The 24,918-nt window shown below is 66.9% G+C and carries 20 protein-coding genes; 10 read left to right on the plus strand and 10 right to left on the minus strand.

Annotated features, from left to right (window positions below; translation table 11 throughout):
- The first annotated feature begins 392 nt into the window (after positions 1 to 392).
- The 9 genes from VE25_RS05050 to VE25_RS05090 all read left to right on the plus strand — a co-directional run bounded on the left by VE25_RS05050 (position 393) and on the right by VE25_RS05090 (position 15,792).
- Positions 393 to 1,640 carry an AI-2E family transporter gene (locus VE25_RS05050; RefSeq protein ID WP_152664511.1) on the plus strand — a complete coding sequence of 416 codons (1,248 nt, stop codon included), beginning with the start codon at positions 393 to 395 and terminating at the stop codon, positions 1,638 to 1,640.
- Positions 1,641 to 1,814: 174 nt separating this feature from the next.
- Positions 1,815 to 3,605, plus strand: a complete 1,791-nt coding sequence (locus VE25_RS05055) for a monovalent cation:proton antiporter-2 (CPA2) family protein (protein ID WP_046107552.1) — start codon at positions 1,815 to 1,817, stop codon at positions 3,603 to 3,605.
- A gap of 96 nt (positions 3,606 to 3,701) precedes the next feature.
- Positions 3,702 to 6,179: a glycogen/starch/alpha-glucan phosphorylase gene (locus tag VE25_RS05060; protein WP_046107512.1), complete on the plus strand. Its 2,478-nt coding sequence runs from the start codon at positions 3,702 to 3,704 to the stop codon at positions 6,177 to 6,179.
- A complete protein-coding gene (glgB, locus tag VE25_RS05065; protein ID WP_083988727.1) occupies positions 6,152 to 8,473 on the plus strand; it encodes a 1,4-alpha-glucan branching protein GlgB in 2,322 nt (773 codons plus the stop codon). The genes VE25_RS05060 and glgB overlap by 28 nt, the downstream gene beginning before the upstream one ends.
- A gap of 248 nt (positions 8,474 to 8,721) precedes the next feature.
- Positions 8,722 to 9,993: a glucose-1-phosphate adenylyltransferase gene (gene glgC / locus VE25_RS05070; RefSeq protein WP_046107514.1), complete on the plus strand. Its 1,272-nt coding sequence runs from the start codon at positions 8,722 to 8,724 to the stop codon at positions 9,991 to 9,993.
- Positions 9,993 to 11,447, plus strand: coding sequence for a glycogen synthase GlgA (gene glgA / locus VE25_RS05075; RefSeq protein ID WP_046107553.1), 1,455 nt, complete (start codon positions 9,993 to 9,995; stop codon positions 11,445 to 11,447). The genes glgC and glgA overlap by 1 nt, the downstream gene beginning before the upstream one ends.
- Positions 11,431 to 13,059 carry an alpha-D-glucose phosphate-specific phosphoglucomutase gene (locus tag VE25_RS05080; RefSeq protein WP_046107515.1) on the plus strand — a complete coding sequence of 543 codons (1,629 nt, stop codon included), beginning with the start codon at positions 11,431 to 11,433 and terminating at the stop codon, positions 13,057 to 13,059. The genes glgA and VE25_RS05080 overlap by 17 nt, the downstream gene beginning before the upstream one ends.
- The gene (gene glgX, locus VE25_RS05085) at positions 13,037 to 15,076 is read left to right on the plus strand and encodes a glycogen debranching protein GlgX (RefSeq protein WP_244466866.1); all 2,040 of its coding nucleotides are present in this window, start codon (positions 13,037 to 13,039) and stop codon (positions 15,074 to 15,076) included. The genes VE25_RS05080 and glgX overlap by 23 nt, the downstream gene beginning before the upstream one ends.
- On the plus strand, positions 15,076 to 15,792 hold the full coding sequence (locus tag VE25_RS05090) for a metallophosphoesterase (protein ID WP_046107517.1): 717 nt from the start codon (positions 15,076 to 15,078) through the stop codon (positions 15,790 to 15,792). Before glgX ends, VE25_RS05090 begins: the two co-directional genes overlap by 1 nt.
- Before the next feature lie 303 nt (positions 15,793 to 16,095).
- On the opposite strand, the gene ureG is transcribed toward VE25_RS05090, so the two are convergent.
- The 10 genes from ureG to ureC all read right to left on the minus strand — a co-directional run bounded on the left by ureG (position 16,096) and on the right by ureC (position 24,076).
- Positions 16,096 to 16,728: an urease accessory protein UreG gene (gene ureG / locus VE25_RS05095; protein ID WP_046107518.1), complete on the minus strand. Its 633-nt coding sequence runs from the start codon at positions 16,726 to 16,728 to the stop codon at positions 16,096 to 16,098.
- 212 nt (positions 16,729 to 16,940) lie between these two features.
- Positions 16,941 to 17,372: a DUF3995 domain-containing protein gene (locus VE25_RS05100; RefSeq protein ID WP_046107519.1), complete on the minus strand. Its 432-nt coding sequence runs from the start codon at positions 17,370 to 17,372 to the stop codon at positions 16,941 to 16,943.
- Positions 17,369 to 18,031 carry an urease accessory protein UreF gene (locus tag VE25_RS05105; RefSeq protein ID WP_046107520.1) on the minus strand — a complete coding sequence of 221 codons (663 nt, stop codon included), beginning with the start codon at positions 18,029 to 18,031 and terminating at the stop codon, positions 17,369 to 17,371. Before VE25_RS05105 ends, VE25_RS05100 begins: the two co-directional genes overlap by 4 nt.
- A complete protein-coding gene (locus VE25_RS05110) occupies positions 18,028 to 18,507 on the minus strand; it encodes an urease accessory protein UreE (protein WP_046107521.1) in 480 nt (159 codons plus the stop codon). Before VE25_RS05110 ends, VE25_RS05105 begins: the two co-directional genes overlap by 4 nt.
- A 223-nt stretch (positions 18,508 to 18,730) precedes the next feature.
- Positions 18,731 to 19,321 (minus strand): hypothetical protein, encoded by a 591-nt coding sequence (locus VE25_RS05115; RefSeq protein ID WP_046107522.1) that lies wholly within the window; start codon positions 19,319 to 19,321, stop codon positions 18,731 to 18,733.
- 144 nt (positions 19,322 to 19,465) lie between these two features.
- Complete coding sequence (locus VE25_RS05120; RefSeq protein ID WP_052731734.1) at positions 19,466 to 19,873, minus strand: MliC family protein; 408 nt, start codon at positions 19,871 to 19,873, stop codon at positions 19,466 to 19,468.
- 80 nt (positions 19,874 to 19,953) lie between these two features.
- Complete coding sequence (locus tag VE25_RS05125) at positions 19,954 to 20,250, minus strand: putative quinol monooxygenase (protein WP_052731735.1); 297 nt, start codon at positions 20,248 to 20,250, stop codon at positions 19,954 to 19,956.
- Between the two features lie 63 nt (positions 20,251 to 20,313).
- Positions 20,314 to 20,775 carry a membrane protein gene (locus tag VE25_RS05130; protein ID WP_046107523.1) on the minus strand — a complete coding sequence of 154 codons (462 nt, stop codon included), beginning with the start codon at positions 20,773 to 20,775 and terminating at the stop codon, positions 20,314 to 20,316.
- A gap of 78 nt (positions 20,776 to 20,853) precedes the next feature.
- Positions 20,854 to 22,023: an MFS transporter gene (locus tag VE25_RS05135; RefSeq protein ID WP_046107524.1), complete on the minus strand. Its 1,170-nt coding sequence runs from the start codon at positions 22,021 to 22,023 to the stop codon at positions 20,854 to 20,856.
- Between the two features lie 343 nt (positions 22,024 to 22,366).
- Positions 22,367 to 24,076, minus strand: a complete 1,710-nt coding sequence (gene ureC / locus VE25_RS05140; protein ID WP_046107525.1) for an urease subunit alpha — start codon at positions 24,074 to 24,076, stop codon at positions 22,367 to 22,369.
- A 136-nt stretch (positions 24,077 to 24,212) separates the two neighbouring features.
- Between ureC and VE25_RS05145 the strand changes: the two genes are divergently transcribed.
- Entirely contained in the window at positions 24,213 to 24,836 is a 624-nt protein-coding gene (locus VE25_RS05145) for a hypothetical protein (RefSeq protein ID WP_046107526.1), read from the plus strand.
- The last annotated feature ends 82 nt before the right edge of the window (positions 24,837 to 24,918 follow it).

Raw genomic sequence — 24,918 nt, forward strand, 5'->3', positions numbered from 1 at the left:
CCCCTATCCCCTCCCCTCAAGGGGGAGGGGCACGCATTGTGTTTGTGGCACCTTCCTGCCAACCCACCGGCTGTCATCCCGGCGCAGGCCGGGACCCAGCCCTGAACACCACCACGAGCACGGGAAGACCGGCTGCATTCCTGCCCGGTTCACACACCTTGCGGTTGGCGAGGCATCTCAGGATGGGCCCCGGCCTGCGCCGGGGTGACGATCGCGGTGGTGGAAGTGCTGTGCACGAGCCGGCAGACGCCGGGCTGCTGGGTCGCCCGAATGAAGGACGACCCGAGGGGTTGGCGAGAGGCGCTAGCTGGGGAGGGGAGGCCGCGCGGGGCGGAACGTTCATCTTGCCTCTGCGTTGATCGGGACCTTTCCCGAAGGACGAGGCAAACACCATGGCGCGGCGCATGGGGGGCGTGGCCAAACCGATGTCGGATACACAGTTCGAGCGCGTTCTGGCCAATGCGGCCCGGCTTGCGGTCGTCGCCATAGGCCTCGTGGTCGCACTGGTCGCGCTGCAGGCGGGCCAGGTGTTCCTGGCGCCGGTGTTCCTTGCCATCGTCACCGGACTGATGTTCGGGCCGCTGGCCGACCGGCTGGAGGCGTGGGGCGTGGTGCCGGCGCTTTCGGCGGGCATCGTCGTCTTGACGCTGATCGGCCTCGGGCTGGTCGCCGGGGCGCTGTTCTCGGTTCCGCTCGCCGAATGGATCGGACGGGCTCCCGCCATCTGGGAGAAGCTGCAGCGCGAGCTTGCCAGCTGGCAGGGGGTGCTGCAGTCCTTCGGCGCCTTCCAGGAGGAGCTGAGCGGCATTTTCGGGGAAAGCACCCGCATGGAAGTGCGGGTGGAGGACGGGAACGCGGTGACGAGCGTGGCGCTGCTGGCGCCCTCGATCTTGGCGCAGTTCGCCATCTTCCTCGCCAGCCTCTACTTCTTCGTGGCCACCCGCGACCATATCCGCATCTCGATGCTTACCCTTTGCGTGAGCCGGCGCATGCGCTGGCGCACCGCCCATATGTTCCGCGACATCGAGCAGAAGGTGTCGCGCTACCTGATCTCGATCACCATCATCAATGTCGGGGTCGGCATCGTCGTCTCGATCATCATGTGGGCGATCGGCATGCCTTCGCCGCTGCTGTGGGGGGCGCTGGCGGCGGTGCTCAACTACATTCCCTATGTGGGCATGGCGGTGATGTGGGTGATCCTCCTCGCCGTCGGGCTCGGGACGCGCACGGGGATCGAGCAGATCCTGCTGCCGGTCGGGTGCTACATGGTCGTCAACTTCCTCGAAGGCCAGCTCATCACGCCGCATTTCATCGGACGGGCGATGACGCTCAACCCGTTCGTCATCTTCCTTTCCATCACCTTCTGGCTGTGGGCGTGGGGGCCGATCGGCGGCGTCATCGCGGTGCCCGCGCTGCTCATCGCCCAGTCGGTGCTGGGGCATGTGGTGCCGAGCCAGCCGGTCAGGCCCCGCCGGCCGGTGCGGCGCACGCGCGACATGAGCCGGCGCGAGGAGCTGCTCGCCAACGCCGCGCAGGCGATCCGGGAACAGAACGACGACGAAGACGAGGAGCGTAAGCGTGAGCGCATGCGGCCGCCGGGCGGCACGGCGCCCAGCGGCGTTGAGCCGGCGCATAGCTGATAGCGGACGGGCCGGCTTGACTGCGCGGGGGCGAGCCGCCAACACTTCGGCAGGAGCCGCCGACCGGCGGTTTGAAAGAGCCCCCGGAGCCTGCCAGTGGATACCGAAACCGTCTCGCACGCGGCCGATGCCGCAGCCCATGCCGCCGACGCCGCGCACGGCGCCGTAGACCTCGTGCCCATCGTCGTGCTGCTGGCGGCGGCCGTCTTTGCCGTGCCGCTCTTCAAGCGGCTGGGGCTCGGCACGGTGCTCGGGTACCTCGCGGCCGGCCTGCTGCTGGGCCCATCGGGCATCGGGCTCATCGCCGATCCGCAGAGCGTGCTGCATGCCGCCGAGCTCGGCGTCGTCATGTTCCTCTTCATCATCGGGCTGGAGATGGAGCCGGCCCGGCTCTGGTCGCTGCGCAAGCAGATCTTCGGGCTCGGCGCGGTGCAGGTGGGGGTGTGCGGCCTGCTGCTGACCGGGGTCGGTATCCTCCTCGGGTTCGCACCGGCGGTTTCGTTCGTCTTCGGCATGGGGTTCGTTTTGACCTCGACGGCCATCGTCATGCAGATCCTGGGCGAAGCCAACCAGCTCTCGACGGACGGCGGGCAGAAGATGGTCTCCATCCTGCTGCTCGAGGACCTCGCCATCGTGCCGCTACTGGCGATCGTTGCCATCCTCGCCCCGTCGACGGGCGAGGTCAGCATGGTCACGCGCCTGACCGGCATCGGCCTGGCGCTCGGGGCCGTCGTGGTGCTGATCTTCCTCGGACGGCGGATCATGAACCCGGTGTTCTCGCTGCTCGCCAACGCCAAGATCCGCGAGGTGATGACGGCGGCCGCGCTGCTGGTGGTGCTGGGCGCCGCGCTCCTCATGCAGTCGGTGGGGCTGTCGATGGCGATGGGCGCGTTCCTCGCCGGCGTCCTGCTCTCGACCTCGACGTTCCGCAACCAGCTCGAGGCCGACGTCGAGCCGTTCCGCGGCATCCTCCTCGGGCTCTTCTTCCTGGCGGTCGGGATGTCGCTCGACCTCTCGGTGGTCGCGGCCAGCTGGCAGATCATCGCGGTGGCGGTCGTCAGCTACATGATCGTCAAGGCGCTGGCCATCTATGTCATCGCCCGCCTCCTGCGCTCCAGCCACAAGGAGGCGCTGAAGCGCGCGGTGCTGATGAGCCAGGGCGGCGAGTTCGCGTTCGTGCTCTATACGACCGCCGCATCGAGCGGCCTCATCGACGGGCCGACCAACGCCATCTTCACGGCCACCGTCATCATCTCGATGGTGCTGACGCCCTTCGCCCTCGTCGGGCTGCGCTACGTGATGCCCAAGCCCGTGCAGTCGCTCGACGGCGTCGTCGTGCCGGAGGACCTCAGCGAGCGTGTCCTGCTCATCGGGTTCGGCCGCTTCGGGCAGATCGCGAGCCAGGCGCTGCTGGGGCAGGGGCACTCGATCTCGATCATCGACAACGACGTCGAGATGATCGAGGCCGCCGCGACCTTCGGGTTCAAGGTCTACTATGGCGACGGAACGCGCCTCGATATCCTGCGGGCTGCGGGCGCGCCCAATGCCGACCTGGTGCTGGTGTGCACCGACAACAAGGAGGCAACGACCCGGATCGTCGAGCTGATGCGCAGCGAATATCCGCTGGTCAAGGTCATCGCCCGCTCGTTCGACCGCCAGCACGCGATCGAATTGCGCAAGCTCGGGGTCGAATACGAGCTGCGCGAGACGTTCGAATCGGCGCTGAGCTTCGGGGCGCAGGCCATCCGCGAGCTCGGCGCGACCGAGGACGAGATCATCGAGGTGGTGGCGGGCGTGCGCACGCGCGACAAGCTGCGCTTCGAGGCGCAGCTGCTCGGCGGGATCGATGCGGGCCGGGACCTGCTGATCTCCAACGCTATCGAGCAGGCGCGCGAGGGCGGGGTGGAGCGGCCGGCCGAGCAGCCGGTGGTGCCGGAAGCGGCCGAGCCGGTGCGCCCGACGTGACCGGCCCGGCGCGCAAAGGGGCTTCCGCCTGCACAAATTAAGTGCAAGAGTGGCGCCATTAGAGGGGAACATCGTCATGATACCGGAATTGCGACAATGCCGCAAAAACCTATCGTATACGACGCTCCCACGCCCGAGCCGCGCGCCATCACGGTCGAGGCTCTGCAGGCGGAAATTCTAGAAAAGCTCACCTATTCCATCGGCAAGGACCCGATCGTCGCCCGCCGCCACGACTGGCTGGCGGCGACGATCTATGCGGTGCGCGACCGCATCATGGACCGGTGGATGGAGAGTTCGCGCGAGACCTGGCGCACCTCCAACAAGCGCGTCTACTACTTGAGCCTCGAGTTCCTCATCGGGCGCCTGATGCGCGATGCGATGAGCAATGTCGGGCTGATGGAGCCGGTGCGCGAGGCTTTGAAGAACCTCAAGGTCGACCTCGACGACCTGCTCGACCTCGAGCCCGACGCCGCGCTCGGCAATGGCGGCCTCGGGCGGCTGGCGGCGTGCTTCATGGAATCGATGTCGACGCTGCAGATCCCGGCCTATGGCTACGGCATCCGCTACGCCCACGGGCTCTTCCGGCAGGAGATGAGCGAGGGCTGGCAGGTGGAGCTGCCCGAGGAGTGGCTGGCCCACGGCAATCCCTGGGAGTTCGAGCGGCGCGAGAGCGCCTATGAGATCGGGTTCGGCGGGCATGTCGAGCCGGTGACGGACCCGGACGGCACGGCGCGCCAGGAATGGCGGCCCAACGACCACCTGATGGCGGTGGCGTTCGATACGCCGATCGTCGGCTGGCGCGGGGCGCGGGTCAATACGCTGCGGCTCTGGAGCGCGCAGCCGATCGATCCGATCCTCCTCGACAAGTTCAACTCGGGCGACCATATCGGGGCGCTCGAGGAGAGCGCCAGGGCCGAGGCGATCACGCGGGTGCTCTATCCGGCGGACTCGACGGCGGCGGGGCAGGAATTGCGGCTGCGCCAGGAGTTCTTCTTTTCCTCGGCGTCCCTCCAGGACATCGTGCGCCGGCACCTGCAGCAATATGGCGACCTCGGCTCATTGCCCGAAAAGGTCGCGGTGCAGCTCAACGACACGCATCCGGCGATCTCCATCGCCGAGCTGATGCGCATCCTCGTCGACCTCAACGGCATGCGGTGGGCGGATGCGTGGAAGATCACCAAGGGCGTCTTCAGCTACACCAACCACACGCTGCTGCCGGAGGCGCTGGAGAGCTGGCCGGTGGCGCTGCTGGAACGGCTGCTGCCGCGGCATATGCAGATCATCTACGCCATCAACGCGGACGTGCTGACGGAAGCGCGCCAGCGCGCCAAGTTCGGCGACGACCAGATCGCGCGGGTCTCGCTCATCGACGAGCACGGCGGGCGGCGGGTGCGCATGGGGCAGCTCGCGTTCGTCGGCTCCCACGCGATCAACGGCGTCTCGGCGCTGCATACGGAGCTGATGAAGCAGACGGTCTTTTCGGACCTGCACAAGCTCTATCCCGACCGCATCCAGAACAAGACCAACGGCATCACGCCGCGCCGCTGGCTGATGCAGTGCAATCCAGGCCTCACGCGCCTGATAACCGAGCGGATCGGGCCGGGCTTCCTCGACGACATCGACAAGCTCAGGGGGCTCGAGGCGCATGCGGACGATCCGGTGTTCCAGGAGCAGTTCGCCAACGTGAAGACCGCCAACAAGGCGCGGCTGGCGCGGCTCATCAAGGACCGGCTGGGTGTGACGGTCTCGCAGGACGCGCTCTTCGACGTGCAGATCAAGCGCATCCACGAGTACAAGCGGCAGCTCCTCAACATCATCCAGGCCGTCGCCGCCTACGATGAGATCCGCGCCCATCCGGAGCGGGACTGGGTGCCGCGCGTCAAGGTCTTCGCCGGCAAGGCGGCGCCCAGCTACTGGAACGCCAAGCTCATCATCAAGCTCATCAACGACGTGGCGCGGGTCATCAACAACGATCCGGCGGTGCGCGGGCTCCTGAAGGTGGTGTTCCTGCCCAACTACAACGTCTCGGCTGCCGAGATCATCGTGCCGGCCGCCGACCTTTCCGAGCAGATCTCGACGGCGGGCATGGAAGCCTCGGGCACCGGCAACATGAAGTTCATGGCCAACGGCGCCGTCACCATCGGCACGATGGACGGCGCCAATGTCGAGATGCACAAGGAAGTCGGGGGCGAGAACATCGTCATCTTCGGGCTGACGACCGAGCAGGTGGCCGAAAAGCGCGCCAAGAGCGAGGTGCCGTCGGGCGCGATCGACAAATCGCCGCGCCTCAAGGAAGCGCTCGATTCCATCTCGTCGGGCGTGTTCTCGCCCGACGACCGCAACCGCTACCGCGACCTCATCGGCGGCCTCTACGACCATGACTGGTTCATGGTGGCGCGCGACTTCGACGCCTATGCCGCCGCGCAGGCCAAGGTCGACAAGCTCTGGCTCGACAAGCCCAGGTGGAACCGGATGGCCATCCTCAATACCGCCCGGGTCGGCTTCTTCTCGTCCGACCGGACCATCCGGCAGTACGCCGAGGACATATGGGAGGTGCCCCTCGCAACGCACTAGCCGATTTCGACGTTCGGGTTCCGCCATGCGCGGAACGAGGGCACCGCCCGCTGCCCAATGAAGCGGACGAGAAGAAAGACGACCGGGGGGATGTGTACGTGAGCAATGAGAACTGGCAGGCCGATCCGCGCGAGATCGAAGCGATCGTCAACGGCCGGCATGGCAACGCCTTTGCATTCCTGGGCCTGCACCAGGTGGGCGGCACCTCGGTGCTGCGGGCGTTCGTGCCGCATGCGCAGACGCTCCATGCCCATACGCTCGAGGGAACCGAGCTCGGCCCGATGATCCAGCGCCACCCGGCCGGATTCTTCGAGGGCAAGGTGACGATCGACCGGCCTCAGCCGATCCGCTATCGCGCGGCCAATGAGGGCGGCGAGTGGGACGTCTACGATCCCTATAGCTTCGGGCCGGTGCTCGGGCCCATGGACGACTACTATATCGGCGAGGGCAGCCACCTCAGGCTTTTCGACAAGCTCGGCGCCCACGAGATGGAGTTCGAGGGCATCCACGGCACGCATTTCGCCGTCTGGGCCCCCAATGCGCAGCGCGTGTCGGTCGTCGGGCTCTTCAACGAATGGGACGGCCGGCGCCACCCCATGCGCAAGCGCATGGACACCGGCATCTGGGAGGTGTTCATCCCGATCCTCGGCACCGGCACGGTCTACAAGTACGAGATCGTTGGAGCGGACGGTAAGCTCCTGCCGCTGAAGGCCGACCCCTTCGCGCGCCAGTCGGAGCTGCGCCCGCGCAACGCCTCGATCGTGCCCGATCCCACCCCCTTCACCTGGACGGACGGCGCTTATCTCGAAGCGCGCGCCCGCAAAGACTGGCGGCGCAGCCCCATGTCGATCTACGAGGTGCACCTCGGCTCGTGGCGAAGGCGGCCGGACGGGCATTTCCTCGACTATGACCAGTTCGCCGATCAGCTCGTGCCCTATGTCGCCGACATGGGCTACACCCATATCGAGTTGCTGCCGATCTCCGAACATCCGTTCGATCCGAGCTGGGGCTACCAGCCGACCGGCCTCTATTCGCCGACCGCGCGGTTCGGCGATCCCGCCGGGTTCGCCCGCTTCGTCGATGCCGCGCATAACGCCGGGCTCGGCGTCATCCTCGACTGGGTGCCGGCGCATTTCCCGACGGACGAATGGGGTCTTTCCCACTTCGACGGCACGGCGCTCTACGAGCACGCCGACCCGCGCCAGGGCTACCATCCGGACTGGAACACGGCGGTCTACAATTTCGGGCGAAAGGAGGTCGTTTCCTACCTCGTCAACAACGCCCTCTACTGGCTCGAGACCTTCCATATCGACGGGCTGCGCGTCGATGCGGTGGCTTCGATGCTCTACCTCGACTATTCGCGCCAGCACGGGCAGTGGGTGCCCAACAAGTTCGGCGGCAACGAGAACATCGAGGCGGTGGAGTTCTTGAAGCGCGTCAACTCGGAAACCTACCGGCTGCATCCCGGCACGTTCATGATCGCCGAAGAGTCGACCGCCTGGTCCGGCGTTTCCGCGCCCGTCCACAGCGGCGGGCTCGGCTTCGGTTTCAAGTGGAACATGGGCTTCATGAACGACACGCTGCGCTACATGAGCCGCGAGCCCGTCCATCGCAAGTTCCACCACAACGACATGACCTTCGGCATGATCTATGCCTTCTCGGAGAACTTCGTGCTGCCGATCAGCCACGACGAGGTGGTGCATGGCAAGGGCTCGATGCTCTCCAAGATGCCCGGCGACGACTGGCAGCAGTTCGCCAACCTGCGCGCCTACTACGGCTATATGTGGGGGCATCCGGGCAAGAAGCTCTTGTTCATGGGCCAGGAGTTCGCCCAGCGCGAAGAATGGAACGACGGCAAGGCGCTCGACTGGTTCCTGCTGGATGCGGGCATGCACGAGGGGGTGCGCCGGCTGATCGCCGACCTCAACGCGGCCTATCGCGAGTTGCCGGCGCTCCACGCGCGCGACTGCGAGCCGGACGGCTTCGAGTGGATCATCGGCAACGACCAGCACAACTCGGTCTTCGCCTGGGTGCGGCGCGCGCCGGACGCCGATCCGGTGGTGGTCGTCTCCAACTTCACGCCGGTGCCGCGCGACAACTACGTCGTGCCGATGCCGATCGCCGGCCGGTGGATCGAGCGGATCAACACGGACGCGGGCTGGTATGGCGGCTCCAACGGCGGCAACCAGGGCGCGGTGACGGCGGCTGCGGTGACGGGGCGGCACATGCCGGCGGAAGCGAAACTCTACCTGCCGCCGCTTTCGACGCTGGTGCTGAAGTTTGAGGGCGGTTGATGGCGGCAAGGGGCGGGGGGCGTCGCGATTTTCGAGCGAGAGCGGGGTTCACCCCCCTCCCATCCTCCCCCGCAAGGGGGGAGGTGCCGCATCGTGCTTGTGGCACTATTTCGCCCCACACACAGAACCACACCTCCCCCCTTGCGGGGGAGGATGGGAGGGGGGTGTTGCAGCCCCGCGCCGAGGGCAGCGTCTTCCAATCAACGCATACGACCCGGACCAATCCGGGCTCCTGAGGAGGGTACTAAATGGCAGACTACAGAACACCGTCGCCACTGGCCCGTGAGGCGATGGCCTATGTCCTGGCGGGAGGCCGGGGCACGCGGCTGATGGAGTTGACCGACCGGCGCGCCAAGCCCGCGGTCTATTTCGGGGGCAAGTCGCGCATCATCGATTTCGCGCTCTCCAATGCCATCAATTCGGGCATCAGGCGCATATCGGTCGCGACCCAGTACCAGGCGCACAGCCTCATCCGCCACCTGCAGCGCGGCTGGAACTTCCTGCGGCCCGAGCGTAACGAGAGCTTCGACATCCTGCCGGCGAGCCAGCGGGTCAAGGAAGACATGTGGTATGCGGGCACGGCCGACGCCGTCTACCAGAATATGGACATCATCGAGGACTATGGCGCGCGCTACATCGTGATCCTGGCGGGCGACCATATCTACAAGATGGACTACGAAATCATGCTGCGCCAGCACGTCGACACGGGCGCCGACGTGACCATCGGGTGCCTGGAGGTGCCGCGCATGGAAGCGACGGGCTTCGGTGTGATGCATGTCGACGGGCGCGACCGGGTGGTCGATTTCGTCGAGAAACCCAAGGACCCGCCGGGCATTCCCGACAAGCCGGACTTCGCGCTCGCCTCCATGGGCATCTACGTCTTCGAGACGCGGTTCCTGATGGAGCAGCTGCGGCGCGACGCGGCGCTCGAGGGCTCGAGCCGCGATTTCGGCAAGGACATCATCCCCTATATCGTCAAGAACGGCACGGCCTGGGCGCACCGCTTCCCGCGCTCGTGCGTGCGCTCGTCCAACGAGGAGGTCTCCTACTGGCGCGACGTCGGCACGGTCGACGCCTACTGGAAGGCCAATATCGACCTGACCGACATCACTCCGCAGCTCGACCTCTACGACCGCGACTGGCCGATCTGGACCTATGCCGAGATCACGCCGCCGGCCAAGTTCGTCCACGACTATGACGGGCGGCGCGGCTCGGCGGTCAACTCGCTGGTCTCGGGCGACTGCATCGTCTCGGGCGGCGCGCTGCAGAAGACGCTTCTCTCGACGGGCTCGCGCGTCCACTCCTATTCCGAGCTCAACGAGGCGGTGGTGCTGCCCTATTGCGACATCGGGCGCGGGGCGCGGCTGACGCGCGTCGTCGTCGACCGCGGCGTCGGCATCCCCGAGGGGCTGGTCGTCGGCGAGGATCCAGAGTTCGACGCCAAGTGGTTCCGGCGCACCGAAACCGGCATCACCCTCGTCACCCAGCCCATGATCGACAAGTACCTGGCCAATCGATGATCGAAGTCCTCTCGGTCACCTCCGAGGTCTACCCGCTGGTCAAGACCGGGGGGCTCGCGGACGTCACCGGCGCATTGCCGGCGGCCCTCGCCGAGCGCGGCATCTCCATGCGCACGCTCGTGCCGGGCTATCCGGCGGTCAGGGCGAAGATTGCCGGGGGGCGGGTCGTCGCCGAGTTCGCCGACCTCTTCGGGGGCAGCGCCAGGCTCATCGCCGCGCGTGCCGAGGGGCTGGACCTCATCGTCATCGACGCCCCCCAACTCTACGACCGGCCGGGAAACCCTTATCTCGGGCCGGACGGGCGCGACTGGCCGGACAACTGGCGCCGGTTCGCGGCGCTCTCATGGGTCGCCCACGAGCTGGCGCAGGGACTGGTCGAGGGCTACCGGCCGCAGGTGCTGCATGCCCATGACTGGCAGGCGGGCCTGGTGCCGGCCTACGTCAAATACGGGCCGTCGGATCGCATTAGGACGGTGATGACCGTGCACAACATCGCGTTCCAGGGTCGGTTCGGGCCGGAGATCTTCGGCTACCTGGGCCTGCCGCCGCATGCCTACTCGATCACCGGCGTCGAGTACTTCGCGGGCGTCGGCTATCTCAAGGCAGGGCTCGAATGCGCCGACGTGGTGACGACGGTCAGCCCGACCTATGCGGCCGAAATCCGCACGGCGGCCTTCGGTATGGGGTTCGAGGGACTGCTCGATGCGCGCTCGGCGACCGTCTCGGGCATCCTCAACGGCATCGACACCGCAGCCTGGGATCCGGCTACCGATCCGGCGCTGGCGGCGACCTATACGGCGAGCACCATCCACAAGCGCGCGGTCAACAAGGCCGTGCTGCAGGAGGCGTTCGGGCTGGAGAAGGGCGATGGCCCGCTCTTCGGCATCGTCAGACGCCTCGCCTGGCAGAAAGGCATCGACCTCATCATTTCCTGCCTCGACATGCTGGTGGCCGAGGGCGGACAGCTGGCGGTGCTGGGCTCGGGCGATGCAGAGCTGGAGACGGCGCTGCGCGCGGCGGTGCTGCGCCATCCCGGCAAGGTCGGGTTCATCGCCGGCTATGACGAAAAGCTCAGCCACCTGGTGCAGGGCGGGGCCGACGTGATGATGGTGCCCTCGCGGTTCGAGCCGTGCGGGCTGACGCAACTCTACGCGCTACGCTACGGGTGCATCCCGCTCGTTGCTCGCGTCGGGGGCTTGAACGACACGGTGATCGACGCGAACGTCGCCGCGCTCAACGCGGGGGTGGCGACGGGCGTGCAGTTCGCCCCGCCCGATGCGCATGCGCTGGCCGACGCCATACGGCGCACGCTCGACCTCTACCGGCAGCCCGAGACGTGGAAGAAGATGCAGCGCCGGGGCATGAAATCGGAGGTCTCGTGGGAGGCGAGCGCCGGCCGGTACGCCGAAATCTATGCCAACCTGTTGGGACTGAAGCATGATCAAGACGATTGAGACGACGCCATACGCCGACCAGAAGCCCGGCACGTCGGGGCTGAGGAAGCGCGTGACGGTCTACCAGCAGCCCAACTACGTCGAGAACTACATCCAGGCGATCTTCGACAGCCTCGAGGGCTTTGAAGGGCAGACTCTGGTGATCGGCGGGGACGGGCGGTACTACAACGACGTCGCCATCCAGAAGGCCATAAAAATCGCGGCAGCCAACGGGTTCGGGCGGGTGCTGGTGGGGCAGGGAGGGCTGCTCTCGACGCCGGCGGCGAGCCATGTGATCCGGCATCACAAGGCCTTCGGCGGGCTGGTGCTCTCTGCCAGCCACAACCCCGGCGGGCCGGACGGCGACTTCGGCATCAAGTACAACGTCTCGAACGGCGGGCCGGCGCCGGAGAAGATCACCGACGCGGTTTATGAGCGCACGAAAGTCATCACCAGCTACAAGATCGTCGAGGCGGGCGATGTCGACCTGTCGAGGCTCGGCACCCAGCAGGTCGGGGGGATGACGGTCGAGGTCATCGATCCGGTGGCCGACTACGCGGGGCTGATGGAGACGCTCTTCGATTTCGAGGCGATCCGCGCGCTCTTTGCTTCGGGCTTCCGCATGAAGTTCGATGCGCTGCATGCGATCACCGGGCCGTACGCCACGGAGATCCTTGAGGGCAGGCTCGGGGCACCGAAGGGGACGGTGGTCAACGGCGTGCCCTCGCCCGATTTCGGCGGAGGCCATCCGGACCCCAATCTCGTCTACTGCAAGGACCTCTACGACGAACTGATGAGCGCCGACGGGCCGGATTTCGGCGCGGCGTCCGACGGGGACGGGGACCGCAACCTGATCATCGGGAAGGGCCGGTTCGTGACGCCCTCGGACTCGCTGGCGCTGCTGGCCGCCAACGCGCACCTGGCGCCGGGCTACAAGGCGGGAATAATGGGCATCGCCCGCTCGATGCCGACGAGCGCGGCGGCGGATCGCGTCGCCGAGAAGCTCGGCATCGAGATGCACGAGACGCCGACGGGCTGGAAGTTCTTCGGCAACCTGCTCGACGCCGGCCGCGTTACCATCTGCGGCGAAGAGAGCGCGGGAACGGGATCCAACCACGTGCGCGAGAAGGATGGGCTCTGGGCGGTGCTGCTCTGGCTCAACATCCTTGCGGTGAGGAAGCAGAGCATCAACGATATCGTCACTGAGCACTGGGCGACCTATGGGCGCAACTACTATACGCGCCATGACTATGAGGAGGTCGACGCGGGAATCGCCGGCCAGCTCATGGAGGACCTCCGCGCGAGCCTGCCCTCCCTGCCGGGAAAAAGCTTCGACGAGGTCAGGATCGTCTACGCCGACGATTTCACCTACACCGATCCGGTCGACGGGTCGGTCAGCGGCAAGCAGGGCGTGCGCATCGGCTTCGAGGATGGCTCGCGCATAGTCGTGCGGCTTTCGGGCACGGGCACGGTGGGCGCGACGCTGCGGCTCTATCTCGAAAGCTACGAGGCGGTTGGGGGCCGCCATGACCTCGAAACCCAAACGGCGCTCGGCTCTCTCATCGAGACCGCCGAGACGCTGACGCACATCAAGAAGAGAACCGGACGCAGTGAGCCAAGCGTTATCACCTGATACCCCCGCCACCTCGAAACCCCAGATCGTGCCGGGCGGCGGCGATACCGCCGTGCTCGGCGCCAGCGTGGTGGAAGACGGGATCAACTTCGCTGTCTATTCGGAGACCGCCTCGGCGCTCTGGGTGTCGATCTACGACGAGCTCGACCGGGAAACCGACCGGTTCGAGATGGACGTGCACGAGGACAACATCCATGCCGTGCGCATCGCCGGGCTCGGGCCCGGCACGCGCTACGGCTTTCGCGCGGACGGCGAGTACAATCCGGCGCAGGGCTATTTCTTCGATCCCAACAAGCTCTTAGTCGACCCTTACGCGCGCCGGCTGGACCGGGTGTTCGTGCGCTCGCCGCGCCTGCGGCTGCCGCGCGAGGACGGGGTCGATACCGCGCCGCTGATCCCCAAGGCCATCGTGGTGGGCGAGCGCAATCCGCCAGCGAGTGCGCGCCGCAAGGCACCGAACCTTTTCTATGAGCTCAACGTGCGCGGCTTCACCATGCAGCACCCGAGCGTGCAGGGACCGTTGCGCGGCACGATCGCGGGGCTGACGACACGGCGGGTGATCGAGCACTTCAAGTACCTGGGCGTCGACGTCGTCGAGCTGATGCCGACGGCAGCCTGGATCGACGACGGGCACCTGCCCTCGCTCGGGCTGACCAACGCCTGGGGCTACAACCCGGTCAGCTATTTCGCCATCGACCCGCGCCTGGCGCCGCGTGGACCGCAGGAATTGCGGGTGATGACGGACCTTTATCGCAAGAACGGCATCTCGGTGATCCTCGACGTGGTCTACAACCACACCGGCGAGGGGGATGCCGAAGGGCCGATCCTCAGCCTCAAGGGGCTGGATGCGCGCACCTATTACCGGCACGTCGAGGTCGACGGGGAGCAGCGACTCGTCAACGATTCCGGCACGGGCAACACGTTGCGGGGCGACCATCCGGCGGTGCAGCGGCTCGTCATCGAGAGTCTGCGGTACTGGGTCGAGGAGATGGGCGTCTCGGGCTTCCGCTTCGACCTCGCCACCATCCTCGCGCGCGAGCCGGGGTTCAACCCGCATGCGGCGATGCTCGAAAAGATCAAGGCCGATCCGGTTCTCTCCAAGTCCATCCTCGTCGCCGAGCCGTGGGACCCGGGCCCGGGCGGGTACCAGCTCGGGCAGTTCGGACCGGAGTTCCGCGAGTGGAACGACACCTACCGCGACGAGGTCAGAAGCTTCTGGCGCGGGGACGACGGCAAGATCGGGGCGCTCGCGGGCAAGGTCGCCGGCTCCTCGGAGATCTTCGACTTCAACGGGCGCAAGCCCAGCCACGGCGTCAACCTGCTGGCCGTCCACGACGGGTTTACGCTGCGCGATCTCGTCAGCTACCACGACAAGCACAACGAGGCGAACGGCGAGGACAACCGCGACGGGCACAACCACAATTCCTCGTGGAACTGCGGGTTCGAGGGGGAAACGGACGACGAGGCGATCATAGCGGCCCGCAAGCGCGACGTGCGTGCGCTGCTTGCGACGCTCTTCTTCTCGCGCGGCACGCCGCTGATCCAGCAGGGCGACGAGATGTGGCGCACCCAGCGCGGCAACAACAACGCCTACGCGCAGGACAACGACATCACCTGGGTCGATTGGGAAGCGGCGGACGGCACCCTGGTCGACTACGTTGCGGCGCTCCACGCCTTCCGCAAGGCGCATCCGGCGCTGACCAACGACCAGTTCCTCACGGGCCAGGCCCGACAGGGCGTTCGCGACGTCGTATGGCTGCATCCGGACGGACGCGAGATGACCGAGGGCGACTGGTCCGAGCACGGCGCTTCGGTGCTCGGCATGCATCTCAGCGTCAAGAAGGACGTGGTGCTGGTCTGGTTCAACCGACGCTCGGAGGCGGTCGTGGCGCGGCTGCCGGAGGGCAACTGGTCGGTCGGGTTCCAGTCGGACGCGGCCGAGGTGACGTTCGCCGGCGGCGCGGCGACACTGCCGCCGCGCTCGGTGGTGGTGCTGGTTGCGGGGGGACAAGACTAATGATCATCGCCCAGCTGAGCGACATCCATATCGACGAGGACGCCTCGTGGGCGCGTCTGGAGCGGGTGCTGGCGTGGCTCGGCACCATCAGCCCGGATGCGATCGCCGTCAGCGGGGACCTTGCCAACCATTCGCACCGGACCGCGTACGAGGCGCTGAAGGAGCGGCTCTCCGCCTTCGGCGTACCGCTGCTGGTGGTGCCGGGCAATGTCGACAACCGCAATGCGATGCGGGCGGTGTTCGGTGGACCGGCGGAGGGGCCGCTCAACAATGTGGTGCCGGTCGGCGATACGCTGCGGCTCATCGGGCTCGACGTGACGGTCGATGGAGCGGTGCACGGCGATGCGGCCCCGGTGCTCGATTGGCTCGAGGCCGAGCTCGGTACGGGCGGGCCGCCGGCGCTGATCTTCCTCCACCAGCATCCGTTCAACTGCGGCATGGACGAATACGAGACCATCGATTGCCGCAATCAGGAAGCGCTGTCGCTGGTCGTCGGAAAAGCGCGCGACACGGTGCTCGGCATCTCCTGCGGACACCTCCACCGGCCGATGTTCACGCGCTTTGCGGGCGTGCCGGCGTCCCTTGCACCAGCGGTCGGCAAGCCGGGCACGCTGGTGGTCGACGGCAAGAAGGCGTCCTCGGGGGACCCGCCGGGGTTACTCGTTCATCACGTGAAGGATGGCATCCTCGTCAGCCATGTGGTGAGCCTGGGGTAAGGGCAGCTGCGGCGGTCGAGCGGCGTTCCTTTCGATTCAGCATAGCTGGCCAGCACCATCGCGCCCACCCACCGGCTGTCATCCCGGCGAAAGCCGGGACCCAGCCCTGACGTTATCCACTGGCACGGTGGGAGCGCTCGTCACCTTCTGTCGTTTCCACACACCTTGCGGCTGGTGAGGCATCTCAGGATGGGCCCCGACTTTCGTCGGGGTGACATCGGGGATGGGGATGAAGTGGTGCTCACCCACAGTAGCGCCGCGGGTAAGGATGTGGCGATGCGTGAGCCGCTGCCGGACTTGTGGCTACTCCGCCGCGTTAGCCGTGCGCAGGCCGCCGGCCTTCTCGATATAGGCGATGATCTCGTCGAGGCCCTCGCGCCGCAGCAGGTCGGTGAAGACATAGGGGCGGCCTTCGCGGACCTTTTGCGTGTCGGATTCCATTACTTCGAGGCTGGCGCCGACATAGGGGGCGAGGTCGGTGTGGGTGACGATCAGCAGGTCCGAGCGGGAGATGGCAGGGCCGCCCTTGCGCGGCACCTTTTCGCCCTGCGCGACGGAGATGACGTAGAGGGTCATGTCGGCGAGATCGGGCGAGAAGGTCGCGGCGAGGTTGTCGCCGCCGGATTCGATGAGAACGATATCGAGGTCCGGAAACTTGCGGTTCAACTCGTCGATGGCGGCGAGGTTGAGGGAGGCGTCCTCGCGGATTGCCGTGTGCGGGCAGCCGCCCGTTTCGACGCCGACGATCCGGTCCTCGGAGATCGCCTGGGCGCGGGCGAGGATCAGGGCGTCTTCCTGCGTATAGATGTCGTTGGTGACGACGGCCATGGAATAGCGCTCGCGCAGCGCTTTCAGGAGCATCTCGCAGAGCGTCGTCTTGCCGGAGCCGACGGGGCCGCCGATGCCGATGCGCAGGGGGCCGTTGAGGGATTTCATCTGTTCTTTCCTTCGAGGTGTTTGCACCTAGTCCGTTGGAATTGAGGCGGGTCCGAAAGTATCCGCCTCCACCGGGTCATTCCCGCGAAAGCGGGAACCTCAGTTTACCAGTTGATGGAAGGAAACGGAGGTCCCTGCTTTCGCGGGGATGACCCCGGTGAATGGGATCGATCTCGTGCCAAACTGAGCATCTGAGCAGGATCCCCCGATATTCATACTAGCCGCAGGCCGACGAGTGTCAGAAAACCGAGGCCCAGGGCGATGCAGAGCGGGGAATAGACGCGCGCGTCGTTGAGGCGGAAGTTGGGCTCGGGTGTCAGGGCAGCCCACCAGGGCGTGTAGCCGACGATGCCGCGTGCGAGGAAGACGGCCGCGGGGACGAGACCGAGCAGCGTCAGGCCGAGGCCGCCGGCGTCATGGTCGGCGAGGGCCAGCGCGAGGATGCCGGCGGCGAGGATCGCGACGGCGAGCGCGAACGAGGCGAGGCGCGGAGGCATGCGCTCGACGTCCTTGAAGCCGACCACGGTTTGGGCCAGCAGCTTCTCGTCGCGGATGGGCCATGTGCGGCCGAGCGACCAGAGGAAGTGCGCGACGCTGACCGCCAGGAGCGCGATGAACAGGAGCGAGGAAACGAGCATGCTCATGACCGGAAGATCCTCGTAGGCAGCGTTTCGTGGCGCATCTGCGCGACATCACTGGCGTAGGCGATCCCCCCGATATCCGCAAGTGCGGCATGTTGCGCGGCCTCGGCTTCCGCCGCGATCACCGGCTCGAGGGCAGCCTGGATGGCGAGGCCCTCGCTCTGGCCGATGGGCACGAGCCGCACGGCGACGGAGACCTGCGCCTGGACGGCAGCGGTGAGGAAGGCGAGGAGGGTGTCCTGCGCTTCGATGCCGTGGGCGGCGGCGACGGCGGCGACGGCGACGGGGTAGGGGCAGGGCGAGGGCAGGGCCGCGTAATGCGGCGAGGGCCAGGCGCGGGCGGCCGCGACGAACGCCTCGCCCATGGCGAGCACTTCCTGGCGCCGCTCCCGAGCAGGTGTCAGGGCGAGGCAGAGATCGGCGAGGTCGCGCAGGGTTTGCGGCTCGACGAGGCCGCGATGGGCGTGGGCGAGAAGGATGGCGTCGGTGTGGATGGAGCCGTGACGCAGGTTCCCCTCGATCCATGCGCGGGTTGCCGCGGCGTCCCTGACCGGGCCTTCGACGATGGCTGTCTCCAACCCGGCCGACCAGGCGAATCCTCCGACCGGAAAGGCGGGGGAGAGCCAGGTCAGCAGCCGCTGCAGCGCGGCGGGGTCGGTCATTTGCGGTAGAGGAGGGCGTGGCCGGCGTCGGCGTGGCCGTGGCTGTGCGAATGATAGGCGCCGTGCTCGGGAGAGAACGGCTCGGTCACGTCGCTTACGGCTGCGCCGAGGCCTTCGAGCATGTTCTTCAGCACATGGTCGCGCTGGATGAGGATACGGCCGCTCTCGAGCTGGGCCGGTGTGTGGCGGTTGCCGATGTGCCAGGCGAGGCGCATCAGGTGCTCGTGGTCGCGCCCGCGCACCTCGTGCAGTCGTTCCTCGGCGGCGACGACCTCGACGAGGCGGCCGTCTTCGAGCACGAGCGCGCCGCGATGGTCGAGAGTGACGGTCTCGCGGAAATCGACCAGCACCTCGTCGCCTTGGGCGAGCGTGAGGAGCTTGCGGCGCAGGCGCCGCTCGTCATGGGCGAGGACGACGAGATCGAAGGGGGTGCCGCGGCCGTGGCCGGCGGGCAGGTGGGCGGTGGCACGGAGCATAGCTTTCCTTATTCCGATTGGGTGGGGTTCTACCGGCACTACTGTCATCCCGGCGAAAGCCGGGATCCAGTACTCACCGGTCCCTTCGGCTCGTGCATCGATGATGCTACCGACGACACGCGGCAAGAACCGCTCCCGCGCCGTTTACTGGGTCCCGGCTTTCGCCGGGATGACAGCGGGTGAGCGGGATGGTTTCTGCTAACTCATGCAAGACCATAGCGGTTCAGTTGAAGGTGTAGAAGAGCCTCAGGATCCACGACGCCTGGTAGACGAGGTGGACGATGACGAGCGCGAGGTGGAAGCGCGGGCTGCCGTTCCACATGGCAAAGAGGCTGAGCGCGACGCAGATGGGCGTCTGCACGTAGTATTCGTAGCCGAAGCGGGCGAAGTGCGCCTCGCCCTTGACCATGGAATCGATGAGATCGAAGACGAAGGTGAGACCGAAAAGGGCGAAGAACCATTTGCGGCGCTTCAGGAAGAAATCCTCGTAACCCTTGTATTCGGCAAGGCTATCCGGAAAGAGGAGCGCGGCCATGAGGAAGAGCACGACGGCATAGCCGACGACGAAGAGAAAAAGGGCGAAATTCCACTCGTGAACGGCAAAGAGCGCGAATTGCCACCACCAGTAGAAGACGAGCTCGATGAGGATCGAGACCGCCCAGAGGATATGGATGAGCGATACCTTCGCCCGGTTGGGGTGCTGAACGAGGCCGGCGATGCCCATCAGAATGCGCGTGATGCCGAGGCCGATCACCATCCCCATGACGATGCGGATATGAGGAAAGAGCTGGTCGGTGAGCGGCAGGGACTCCATAGGTGCGTCGACCTTCAGGTGATGCCGGGCTGCAAATGACCGTTCGCTGCGGTTCCGGTGCTCACATACTCAACGTACGCCGCGCTCCGGTTCTCGAAAACAGTCATTTTCGCCTCAGCCTGACCTGAATCCCGACACACCAATTCAAGGCGTCTCGGTGAACTCGAGGCAGGTGGCGACGGGCTCGGCGTCGGGACCCTGGGTCAGGTCGCGCAGGCTCGCTTCGGGGCCCGAGGTCCACCACTCCCAGCTGCCCGAGGCATAGCGGGCGCCCGAGGCGGAGAGCACTGCGGAGAAGATCAGCGTCTCGCCCTCGACCGGAACCAGCGCCAGGAAATTGGGCCGGGCGTTGATGTATTCGACCGCGAACGGCTCCAGCCCCTCGCACTCGTAGCGGATGACGCGCTTTTCGGCGTCGCCGTCGGTGCCGAGGGTGAGGACGACCGTCGACTGCACGGCGATGGCCGGCTGGGCGTGGGCCGAAGCGCCGAGCAGCACGACGGCGGCGAGGGCGGGCAGGGCGGACTTGGCGGAACGGGGGATCGTCGGCATGGCGTATCCTTTGCAATCAATGGCGGGCGCGATTCGAAGGCTCGTCAAGAACTGTGACGCGCGTGTGTTGCCCACACAGCCTAGAGGACCTCGACACGATCCGGATGGACGATTTCGACCGTGGCGTCGGTGACCAGCGGCTTGATCGCCTCGCGGAATGCGGCGGTGTGCGGAGCATCGAAATGGGCGTAGAACGCCTCGCGGGTCTCCCACTGCTGGATGAAGATCAGCACCTGCGGGTCGGTGAGGCTGGCGCCGAGGTCGAAGCGGATGCAGCCGGGTTCGCCGCGCGCGGCGGCGACCGCCGGGTGGGCGATGCCGGCATAGGCTTCAAGCGCGTCCGGGCGGATGCGGACGGTGGCTATGACGTAGATCAAGCTTTTGTTCTCCTTGCGCCGAACCTAGCGCAGGGTTGCCGCCCAGACCAGCGGGATCGATGCTCAGACGACCCACATGACGATGAGGATGGCCGCGACGATGGCGACGACATCCTCGATGAGGGCGGCCGGCAGGTCGCGCCCGAAGGCGGCCGCGAGGCGGGAGCGCACCGCAGCGCCGCCCAGCGTGCCGATCACCGCGCCCACGGCGCCGGCTACGAGCCCGCCGATCCATTCACCGCCGACAAGCCCGAGCACCGCGCCGCTGAAGGCGCCCATGAGGATGCGGGCGCCGAACTGCATCGGCACCTTGCGGCTCGGAGTATTGGGCAGCTTGTCGCCGACGAGTTCGGCGAGGGCGGCGAGGGTCAGGATCCAGGGCGTAATGGTGGCGCCCATGAAGGCGGCCCACGTGCCCGAAAGGTCGATCCAGCCGATGGCGGCGGCCCAGCTTACCGCCGCAGGCGCCGTGAAGGCGCGAAGACCGGCAACGACGCCGATGAGAAGCGCGAACAGGTAGATCATTTCCGATTGCCCCAAGACGGCGGGATCGCCGCAATAACAGCAGCTTAGATCAGGAAATCACGCCGCGCCATGGGCTCCTCACGCCGGCCGGCGGCGCAGGGACAGGCAGGCGAGGGCGCCGAAACCGACGAGCGACATGGCGAAGGCGATCGTGAGAGCGGCCTCGGCGCCGAGGCTCGCGAGGATGGCGGCGAAGGCCGGAGGCGCGGCGGCGAAGGCGAGGTTCAGGGGGCCGGCCAGCTGGGCGGAGGCGCGGGCATAGGCGCCCGGCGGAAAGAAGTGCAGCGGAATGGTCGCGCGGGCGACGGCCAGCATGCCGCCGGCGAGCCCGTAGACCACGACGAAAGCGAGCGCCGCCGGCAGGCCTTGGCCGAAGATGAGGATGCAGAAGCTCAGCGGCAGGGCGGCCGAGGCGGCAAGGCCGATCTGCAGGCTGCTCCAGCGCCGGCCGCCGGCGAAATCGATGAACCGGGCGATGATCTGCATGAGGCCGATGATCGCGGCGGTCGATACGGCAACGTCGATTGCAAGGCCGCGGCCGGTCAGGAGGATGATGATGGTCAGCGAGAAGCCCCAGGTGACGAAGCCGTTGGCGGCGATGGCGACGGCCATCAGCGCGAAGTCGGTCCTGTCGACGGCGGGGACCGGCTTGCCGTCGCCCGCGGTTCCGGCCGCGGCCGGTGCCGGACGGCGCAGCACGCGCCAGTGGAGGGGGACGCACACGAGGAGAAGGGCGAGCGCGAAGACGAGGCATACGCCGCGCCAGCCGATGGCGCCGGAAAGCGCGTTGGCGACGGGCCAGGAAACGGTGGTGGCGAGGCCGCCGAACAGCATCAGGCCGCCGATCGCCTGGCGCGCCTTGTCGCCGGCAAGCTGGGCGAGCGCGATCTGCGCGGCCGTCGTCAGCATGGCGGTGCCGGCAAAGCCGAGGATCAGCCAGGCCGCATAGTAGACGAAGACGTTGGGCGAAACGGCGAGGAGAGCAAGACCGGCGGCGCCGATGGCGGAGCCGGCCGCCATCACCGCGTGCGGACCGTGGCGCTCGTTGAGCGGGGCGAGCGCCCAGGACGTCGCGGCCATGGTGACGAGCATGACGGTCGGCCCGGCCATGATCGCGGGCAGCGACACGGCAAGATCGGTCGCCATCGCCGGACCCAGCACCGCAGGCAGGTTGAAGGTCGTGCCCCAGCCGATGATCTGGGTGAGCCCGAGGGCCACAACGGCCAGGACGATCCGCCGGTCCTGCATGACGACTGCTTTCGTGAGGTGGCTGTGACGTATCGGGTTAGTGTGCGGGCCGGCTTGTGCCTGCGGGGATGGGTATTGGTGCTTGTGGCAGCATGGTGCCCCACCCACCGGCTGTCATTCCGGCGCAAGCCGGGATCCAGTACCTGTTGGCGTCAGGATTTTGTGCGCGAGAGGTGCGCTCATGCTGCTTCACGGCAAGAGCATCAGCGGCGTCGTTTACTGGGTCCCGGCTTGCGCCGGGATGACAGTTTGTGTGAGTGGCGGCGGCGCCTGACCCCATTCTCACCCTCCGTTCACACGCCTTGCGGCTGGCGCTGCATCTCAGGATGGACATCGGTGTGGGTTAGAACAGGAAATAGCGCTGCGCCATGGGGAGGACCGTGGCGGGTTCGCAGGTGAGGAGCACGCCGTCGGCGCGCACTTCGTAGGTTTCGGGGTCGACCTCGATGTGGGGGGTCGCCGAATTGTGGATCATGGCCGCTTTGCCGATGCCGCCGCGGGTGTTTTCCACAGGCAGCAGCTGCTTTTCGACGCCGAGGCGGTTACGCAGGCCCGCTTCGTGGGCGGCCCTGGAGACGAAGGTGACCGAGGAGCTGGTGCGCAGCTTTCCGTGGGCGGCGAACATCGGGCGGTAATGCATGGGCTGGGGCGTCGGGATCGATGCGTTGGGGTCGCCCATGGGCGCTGCGGCGATGGAGCCGCCCAGCAGCACCATTTCCGGCTTCACGCCGAAGAAGGCGGGGTTCCAGAGGACGAGGTCGGCGCGCTTGCCGACTTCGATGGAGCCGATGTGCTGGCTGACGCCGTGGGCGATGGCCGGGTTGATCGTGTACTTGGCGATGTAGCGCTTGACGCGGAAGTTGTCGTTGTCGCCGGTCTCCTCGGGCAGGCTCCCGCGCTGCTTCTTCATCTTGTCGGCCGTCTGCCAGGTGCGGATCAGCACCTCGCCGACCCGGCCCATGGCCTGGCTGTCGGACGAGATGATGGAGAAGGCGCCGATGTCGTGGAGGATGTCCTCGGCGGCGATGGTTTCCTTCCTGATGCGGCTTTCGGCGAAGGCGACGTCCTCGGGGATCGAGGGCGAGAGGTGGTGGCAGACCATGAGCATATCGAGGTGCTCGGCGATGGTGTTGCCGGTATAGGGGCGCGTCGGGTTGGTCGAGGACGGGATGACGTTGGGCAGGCCCGCGACCTTGATGATGTCTGGCGCATGGCCGCCGCCGGCCCCTTCCGTGTGGAAGGCGTGGATAGTGCGGCCCTTGAAGGCGGCGACGGTGTCCTCGACGAACCCGCTCTCGTTCAAGGTGTCGGTGTGGATCATCACCTGCACGTCGAAGGCGTCGGCGACGGAAAGGCAGTTGTCGATGGCGGCGGGGGTCGTGCCCCAGTCCTCGTGAAGCTTCAGGGCGCAGGCGCCGGCAAGGATCATTTCCTCGATCGGGGCGGGCACGGAGGCATTGCCCTTGCCGGCGAGCGCCAGGTTCATCGGGAAGGCATCGAAGCTCTCGATCATGCGCTCGATGTGCCAGGCGCCGGTGCAGGTGGTGGCGAGGGTGCCATGGGCCGGGCCTGAGCCGCCGCCGAGCATGGTGGTGACCCCGCTCATCAGCGCTTCCTCGATCTGCTGCGGGCAGATGTAGTGGATGTGGGCGTCCATGCCGCCCGCTGTCAGGATCCTGCCCTCGCCGGCAATGGCTTCGGTCGAGGGGCCGATGATGATGTCGACGCCGGGCTGGGTGTCCGGGTTGCCGGCCTTGCCGATGCCGGCGATGCGGCCTTCCTTCAGGCCGATATCGGCCTTGTAGATGCCGGTATGGTCGACCACGAGGGCGTTGGTGATGACGGTATCGACCGCGCCCTCGGCTCGGGTGCGCTGGGACTGGCCCATGCCGTCGCGGATCACCTTGCCGCCGCCGAACTTCACCTCCTCGCCATAGGTGGTGAAATCCTTCTCGACCTCGATGATGAGGTCGGTATCGGCCAGCCGCAGCCGGTCGCCGGTGGTGGGGCCGTACATGTCGGCGTAGGTCGCGCGGGAGATGCGGGCGGGCATGGCGGGCTCCGGTTCAGGTGAGGCGGGTGGGCGACAGACGGTCGCGGGTCGAGGGGCTTAATGCGAGGCAACCATGCGGCGGCGCGTGCATTGGATGGGGCAGGCGGGGGGCACCCGGACTACGAAAGGACAGACCATGCGTAGCAAGACGATTGCCCTCTCCCTTGCCTCCATTCTGCTGGCATCGACCGCGATCGCGCCGATGGCGCAAGACGCGGGTGTCGGTGTCGATGCCGGTGTCGGCGTCGAGGCAGGCGCCGGGGAATCCGGCGCCGATGCCCATGCGGGAATGGGCGAGCACAAGACGATCGACGATCTTTCCGCCGCGCTCAACGCCACCGTTTCCGGCGAGACGGACCTGAGCCCGGTGACCGATGAATCCAAGGTGACGATCGTGAAGCTGTCCGAGCTCATGGCCAGCGGCGGCGTTGGCGGTGCCGCCACGACGGATACGACGACCACGACCGAGACCGAAACCAGCACCGATACGACCACCGAGACCGATGCGCAGGCGAGCGGTGCGGCCGGCGCGACGATGGAAAGCGGCTCGGCCGCCGCGGTGGATGTCGACGCCGACGCCGAGATCGATGCGCTGCTCGCGGCCAACGAGGCGGGAGCCCCCGACCTGCAGTCGCAGGTCGAGGCCAACACGACCCTTACCGCCAAGCTCGAGGCCGAGGGGTTCTCGGCGGTCGACGTAGTGGCGATCCAGATCGAGACGGACGGCTCGGCGACCCTCTACGTCGACGATCGCGCCTGATCCGGACGCGAACGAAAACGTGGGGCGGGGCGCTGCGGCGCTCCGTCCCTTTTCCTGCGGCCCGACGGTCCAACAATCCGCA

The sequence above is a fragment of the Devosia geojensis genome, from assembly GCF_000969415.1.
Classification (GTDB): domain Bacteria; phylum Pseudomonadota; class Alphaproteobacteria; order Rhizobiales; family Devosiaceae; genus Devosia; species Devosia geojensis.

What these genes read in the sequence shown, in the direction of transcription:
- VE25_RS05050 (WP_152664511.1), top strand. Translation starts at nt 393, where the DNA reads ATGGCGCGGCGCATGGGGGGCGTGGCCAAACCGATGTCGGATACACAG.
- VE25_RS05060 (WP_046107512.1), top strand. Translation starts at nt 3,702, where the DNA reads ATGCCGCAAAAACCTATCGTATACGACGCTCCCACGCCCGAGCCGCGC.
- glgB (WP_083988727.1), top strand. Translation starts at nt 6,152, where the DNA reads ATGGGAGGTGCCCCTCGCAACGCACTAGCCGATTTCGACGTTCGGGTT.
- glgC (WP_046107514.1), top strand. Translation starts at nt 8,722, where the DNA reads ATGGCAGACTACAGAACACCGTCGCCACTGGCCCGTGAGGCGATGGCC.
- VE25_RS05080 (WP_046107515.1), top strand. Translation starts at nt 11,431, where the DNA reads ATGATCAAGACGATTGAGACGACGCCATACGCCGACCAGAAGCCCGGC.
- VE25_RS05090 (WP_046107517.1), top strand. Translation starts at nt 15,076, where the DNA reads ATGATCATCGCCCAGCTGAGCGACATCCATATCGACGAGGACGCCTCG.
- ureG (WP_046107518.1), bottom strand. Translation starts at nt 16,728, where the DNA reads ATGAAATCCCTCAACGGCCCCCTGCGCATCGGCATCGGCGGCCCCGTC.
- VE25_RS05100 (WP_046107519.1), bottom strand. Translation starts at nt 17,372, where the DNA reads ATGAGCATGCTCGTTTCCTCGCTCCTGTTCATCGCGCTCCTGGCGGTC.
- VE25_RS05105 (WP_046107520.1), bottom strand. Translation starts at nt 18,031, where the DNA reads ATGACCGACCCCGCCGCGCTGCAGCGGCTGCTGACCTGGCTCTCCCCC.
- VE25_RS05110 (WP_046107521.1), bottom strand. Translation starts at nt 18,507, where the DNA reads ATGCTCCGTGCCACCGCCCACCTGCCCGCCGGCCACGGCCGCGGCACC.
- VE25_RS05115 (WP_046107522.1), bottom strand. Translation starts at nt 19,321, where the DNA reads ATGGAGTCCCTGCCGCTCACCGACCAGCTCTTTCCTCATATCCGCATC.
- VE25_RS05120 (WP_052731734.1), bottom strand. Translation starts at nt 19,873, where the DNA reads ATGCCGACGATCCCCCGTTCCGCCAAGTCCGCCCTGCCCGCCCTCGCC.
- VE25_RS05130 (WP_046107523.1), bottom strand. Translation starts at nt 20,775, where the DNA reads ATGATCTACCTGTTCGCGCTTCTCATCGGCGTCGTTGCCGGTCTTCGC.
- VE25_RS05135 (WP_046107524.1), bottom strand. Translation starts at nt 22,023, where the DNA reads ATGCAGGACCGGCGGATCGTCCTGGCCGTTGTGGCCCTCGGGCTCACC.
- ureC (WP_046107525.1), bottom strand. Translation starts at nt 24,076, where the DNA reads ATGCCCGCCCGCATCTCCCGCGCGACCTACGCCGACATGTACGGCCCC.
- VE25_RS05145 (WP_046107526.1), top strand. Translation starts at nt 24,213, where the DNA reads ATGCGTAGCAAGACGATTGCCCTCTCCCTTGCCTCCATTCTGCTGGCA.